General features: G+C 49.4%; 9 protein-coding genes. All 9 read left to right on the plus strand.

Features of this window, described 5'->3' with window-relative positions; genetic code table 11:
• Positions 1–570: EF-Tu/IF-2/RF-3 family GTPase (locus B2Y11_RS02195; protein ID WP_291055611.1), on the plus strand; the 570-nt coding region annotated here is incomplete at its 5' end.
• A 636-nt stretch (positions 571–1,206) separates the two neighbouring features.
• A complete protein-coding gene (rpmG, locus tag B2Y11_RS02200) occupies positions 1,207–1,356 on the plus strand; it encodes a 50S ribosomal protein L33 (protein WP_008860352.1) in 150 nt (49 codons plus the stop codon).
• Between the two features lie 29 nt (positions 1,357–1,385).
• On the plus strand, positions 1,386–1,625 hold the full coding sequence (gene secE / locus B2Y11_RS02205; RefSeq protein ID WP_008860353.1) for a preprotein translocase subunit SecE: 240 nt from the start codon (positions 1,386–1,388) through the stop codon (positions 1,623–1,625).
• A 13-nt stretch (positions 1,626–1,638) separates the two neighbouring features.
• The gene (gene nusG, locus B2Y11_RS02210) at positions 1,639–2,262 is read left to right on the plus strand and encodes a transcription termination/antitermination protein NusG (RefSeq protein WP_291055620.1); all 624 of its coding nucleotides are present in this window, start codon (positions 1,639–1,641) and stop codon (positions 2,260–2,262) included.
• 105 nt (positions 2,263–2,367) lie between these two features.
• Positions 2,368–2,793 carry a 50S ribosomal protein L11 gene (gene rplK, locus B2Y11_RS02215; protein ID WP_291055624.1) on the plus strand — a complete coding sequence of 142 codons (426 nt, stop codon included), beginning with the start codon at positions 2,368–2,370 and terminating at the stop codon, positions 2,791–2,793.
• Between the two features lie 53 nt (positions 2,794–2,846).
• On the plus strand, positions 2,847–3,551 hold the full coding sequence (rplA, locus tag B2Y11_RS02220; RefSeq protein WP_291055627.1) for a 50S ribosomal protein L1: 705 nt from the start codon (positions 2,847–2,849) through the stop codon (positions 3,549–3,551).
• Positions 3,552–3,717: 166 nt separating this feature from the next.
• Entirely contained in the window at positions 3,718–4,266 is a 549-nt protein-coding gene (gene rplJ / locus B2Y11_RS02225) for a 50S ribosomal protein L10 (RefSeq protein WP_291055629.1), read from the plus strand.
• Between the two features lie 37 nt (positions 4,267–4,303).
• A complete protein-coding gene (rplL, locus tag B2Y11_RS02230) occupies positions 4,304–4,675 on the plus strand; it encodes a 50S ribosomal protein L7/L12 (RefSeq protein WP_291055631.1) in 372 nt (123 codons plus the stop codon).
• Positions 4,676–4,758: 83 nt separating this feature from the next.
• A partial coding sequence (locus B2Y11_RS02235; RefSeq protein ID WP_291055632.1) for a hypothetical protein occupies positions 4,759–5,114 on the plus strand: 356 nt, incomplete at its 3' end.

Below are 5,114 nucleotides of genomic sequence, written 5' to 3' on the forward strand. Positions count from 1 at the left end.
ACCGATAAACCGTTCCTGATGCCTGTGGAAGACGTATTCACCATCACCGGCCGCGGCACCGTTGCTACCGGCAGAGTAGAACGCGGCACCATTAAAGTTGGCGACGCAGCTGAAATCGTCGGCCTCCAGGACAAACCGACCGAAACCGTTGTAACCGGCGTAGAAATGTTCAGAAAGACCCTGGACCAGGCTATGGCTGGGGACAACATCGGCACCCTGCTCCGCGGCATTGACCGTAAGGACATCGTTCGCGGCCAGGTTCTTGCTAAACCGGGCACCGTTCATCCGCACACCGAATTCACCGCCCAGGTATACGTACTGACCAAAGATGAAGGCGGCCGTCATACCCCGTTCTTCAATGGCTACCGTCCGCAGTTCTTCTTCAGAACCACCGACGTAACCGGCGACATCACCCTGCCGGAAGGCACCGAAATGTGCATGCCTGGCGATAATGTCGAAATGGCAGTTAAGCTCATCACCCCGATCGCTATGGAAGAAGGCCAGCGTTTCGCTATCCGCGAAGGCGGCCGTACCGTTGGCGCAGGCGTTGTAGCTAAGATTTCCAAATAATCTTTCGCCAATAGAAAGGAGCTCCAGAAAAGGGGGCTCCTTTTTTGATGGGGGAAGTGATTGCGTAAGGCTTCCGGTTCGTCATGCAGCATAGAAATATAAAAGGAAAGGACGTATTGTAAGGGGGCTGTGAAAAAATGATTTACATTTTTTTACAGCCCATGCTTTATATCAGCCGCAAAGCGGGCATATAAAATTCATCGCCCGAAGGGCCTGCCCCCTTTGGTGGCTGATGCCACCACATTCCCCCCGCAAGTGGTGGGACAATAAAATGGGGGAATGAACCCTTTCGCTGCCCCTTGAAACACAACCTTTCTACACAACCTGCGCCGACAGGCGCGCCCCTTTTTATGCGGCGCCAGCCGCCATTACAACCCTCAGCGCCAAAGGCGCTGTCAAACCTAAGAACCCGACCGCCGACAGGCGCATCAAACTTGAGAACCTTTTACTCCGTCCCTCATAAAAAACCATTTGCAAAGCTCTATACATTGTGCTACAATAATTTCGCTGGGATGGCCCGGCTTTTTTAAATGCAAAGTTTGCAAAAATCTGTTGACTTGTGCATTGTGCTTGTGATATACTAATCAAGCATGTTAATTGGCCGCGGGCCGAGAAAGATTGAGTGAGGTGTAAAGAATGCGTGAAGGAATTACTCTTGCATGCACAGAATGCAAGCGCCGCAATTATCGTACAAACAAGAACAAGAAGAATACGACCGAACGTATCGAAATGATGAAGTACTGCAAATGGTGCCACAAACACACTCTGCATAAAGAAACCAAATAATTTTGAGTGATTGAAACTGGGGTGTGAGCATGGCCAAGGCGAAGCGTAAGACACAGGCAGCGAAAGCACAGGAAGCTAATGCTTCATGGACCAGGTTTTTCAAAGAAACCAAGATGGAAATGAAAAAGGTCATCTGGCCTGAAAAGCGCCAGATGGTGCAGTATACCATTGCCGTCATTGTGTCCGTGATTTTGGTTTCATTCCTGATCGTTGCAGTAGACTTCGTATTCAGTGGCCTCTCCAAATTATTAGTACACGCTGTGGGCTGAAAGGAGAGAGACTATGTCGGATATGGAAGTTGAAAACAAGAATGTAAAAGCAGAAAATCAGGCTGAAGTCAGTGCTCCGACCGAAATTGGCGAACCTACTGAAGGGGCCAAGAAAGATATCCGCTGGTATGTCATTCATACCTATTCCGGATATGAAAACAAGGTCAAAGATACGCTGACAAGGAAAGTCCATTCCATGGGAATGGATGATACCATCCGTGAAATTCTGCTCCCACTGGAAGAAGAGGAAGAAGAAAAGGACGGGAAGGTAAAACTTGTCTCCCGTAAAGTATTCCCCGGCTACCTTCTCATCAGAATGGAAGTGAATGACCGGAGCTGGTATGTGGTTAGAAATACGCCCGGCGTCACCGGTTTCGTAGGAACCACAACCAAGCCGATTCCCCTTTCCGATGAAGAGGCAGAAAGAATCATTCATGGCGGAAACAAAGCCGCAAAGAATGAAGTGGATGTGAAACCGGGTGACCGGATCCGCATCACCAAAGGCGTGTTCGAAGAAAGAACCGCCGTGGTTCTGGAAGTTTCCGATGACCGCACCAAGATCAAAGCGGACATCAGCAACTTTGGTACCACTACTACGATAGAGCTGGAAGCAGGTTCCTTCGAACCCCTTCCTTAAATATACTCTTGTGAGACTGTCTTGAACTAGGCTCGTCTCACTGTGGGAGGGCCCGTTACAGCCCGAAATTACCACATTCCCAATACGGATAGGAGGTGTAACATTATGGCAAAGAAAGTATCCAAAATCGTAAAACTGCAGGTTGCAGCAGGCAAAGCTACTCCTGCACCGCCAGTAGGCCCGGCCCTTGGCCAGGCAGGCGTTAACATCATGGCCTTCGTTAAAGACTTCAACGATCGCACTGCTAAGCAGGTAGGCCTGATTATCCCTGTAGAAATTACCGTTTTTGAAGATAGGAGCTTTACATTCATTTGTAAGACTCCGCCGGCAGCTGTTCTTCTGAAGAAGGCTGCAGGCCTCGAAAAGGCTTCCGGTGAACCCAACAAGAAAAAAGTTGGCAAAGTTACCAAAGCCCAGGTCAAGGAAATCGCTGAAACAAAGATGCCTGACCTGAACGCTAACAGCGTAGAAGCAGCAATGCGTCTCGTTGAAGGCACAGCCCGTTCTATGGGCATCGAAGTTGTAGACTAAGACTGACCCGTTCGTGGCAGGGACAATCCCTAATGACCACATAGGAGGAAACAATGGCAAAACTGACAAAGAAACAGAAGGCAGCTGCAGCCATCGTTGACAGTCATAAGCTCTATGACATCGACGAAGCTGTAAAGCTGGTCAAAGAAGCAGCATCCGCAAAATTCGATGAAACCATCGAAGCTGCTTTCAATCTCAATATCAACCCGAAGTACGCTGATCAGCAGCTCCGCGGCGCTACCGTTCTCCCCGCAGGCACCGGCAAAACCAAGAAAGTTCTTGTTTTCGCCAAAGACCACAAGGAAGACGAAGCAAAAGCAGCAGGCGCTGATTACGTAGGCGGAAAAGAACTGGCCGACAAGATTATGCAGGGCTGGATGGACTTTGACGTCGTAGTGGCTACCCCGGACATGATGGCTGTAGTAGGCCGTCTGGGCCGTATCCTCGGACCGAAAGGCCTCATGCCTAACCCGAAGGTTGGCACCGTAACCATGGACGTTACCAAGGCTGTCAACGAAATCAAAGGCGGCAAGGTACAGTACCGTACCGACAAAGCAGGCAATGTACAGGTTATCATCGGCAAAGCATCCTTTGACGAAGACAAGCTGAAACAGAACCTCCTGGCTATCTACAACACCATTGCCAAAGCCCGTCCGGCTTCTGTCAAAGGTGTTTACATGAAGAGCCTGACCATCAGCTCTACCATGGGACCTGGCATCCACCTGGATATCCCGTCCGTAGCAGCACCAAAAGCTTAATAAGCCTATTTACACTTAGCTTAAGACCGGCGGTAACTATTTTTAAAGGGCAAGCGCCCGCCTCCCGAGGCTGAGTACTGGAAAGCCAGTACACGACCTCGCAGGATCTGCGGGGTCGTTTTAGCTAACGTGATAAATATAAATCAATAGCAGAGGAGGTGTACTCATGAGCGAAGAAAAGTACGAAGTAAGAATCCGTCCCGAAAAGGAAGCTGTCGTTGCAGAAATGAAAGACAGACTCTCCTCCCAGGGTGTAGTTCTCCTGACATTCAACAAACTGACCGTAAAAGACGCAACACTGCTGCGTCGTAAATTCCTGGCTCACGGCGTTGAATACAAAGTTATTAAAAACACACTGACTCGTATTGCAGCTGACGAACTTGGCCTGGAAGGCCTTGACGATCTGCTCCAGGGCCCGAACGGCATTGCAACCTGCAAAGACGATCCCGTAGCACCGGCAGCAGCTCTGAAAGAATTCCTGAAAGAAACCAAGAGCGAAGCAATCACCGTCAAAGCTGGCGTACTCGATGGCAAAGTCATCGACAAAGACGCTGTTCAGGCACTGGCAGACCTGCCAAGCAGAGAACAGCTCCTCGGTATGGTGGCAGCAACCCTGCTGGCTCCTATTACCGGACTGGCACGTGCCCTCAACGGCAACATCCAGAACCTCGCATATGCTCTCGAAGCTGTGCGTAAACAGAAAGAATCTGCGTAAGATTTACGCGTAAAATCATTCCATGGAGGAAACAAAAATGACAAACGAAGAAATCCTTGAAGCCATTAGCAATATGTCCGTTCTCGAACTCTCTGAACTGGTTAAAGCAATCGAAGACAAATTCGGCGTATCCGCTGCAGCTCCTGTAGCAGTAGCAGCAGCTCCGGCAGCTGGCGCAGCTGCAGCAGCTGAAGAAAAGACCGAATTCGACGTAATCCTGAAGGAAATCGGCGACAAGAAGATCCAGGTTATCAAAGCCGTTCGTGAAATCACCGGCCTGGGCCTGAAAGACGCTAAAGCTCTCGTTGATGGCGCTCCGAAAGAAGTTAAAACCGGCGTAGCTAAAGCTGAAGCTGAAGAAATGAAGAAGAAACTCGAAGACGCTGGCGCAACTGTAGAACTGAAATAATTCAGACTCTTCTGAAAACCAAAATGGGACTCCTCAGGGAGTTCCATTTTTTTGTACTGGAAATAAAAAGGTGGCAGTGGAAAATGCTCAATCATCTTCCCACTGCCACTTTTTTTATGATTCCATTGTTTTTCAATTCAATGGGATATGACTATAAGGAGATCTCTCGACTCAGAGTTTCAATAGATATAAACACATTCATCCACATAACGACAGGCAGTTCCGCTCGAGATGACGGGACGGCGGGGGAGTTTACGGTCATAGGGGAAACCATTCGCAAACAGTTTCCTGTGGCGATGATTTACCATAGCTGCCCACCGCGCGTCATTTCGACCGCAGCGAAGCGGAGTGGAGAAATCTCCCTGGCGAGTGCTGCGGGCCGCAATGAGGCCGGAGATCTCTCGACTCAGAGTTTCAATAGATATAAACACAATCATCC

Source organism: Dialister sp. UBA1703 (genome assembly GCA_002320515.1).
Lineage (GTDB): Bacteria > Bacillota > Negativicutes > Veillonellales > Dialisteraceae > Dialister.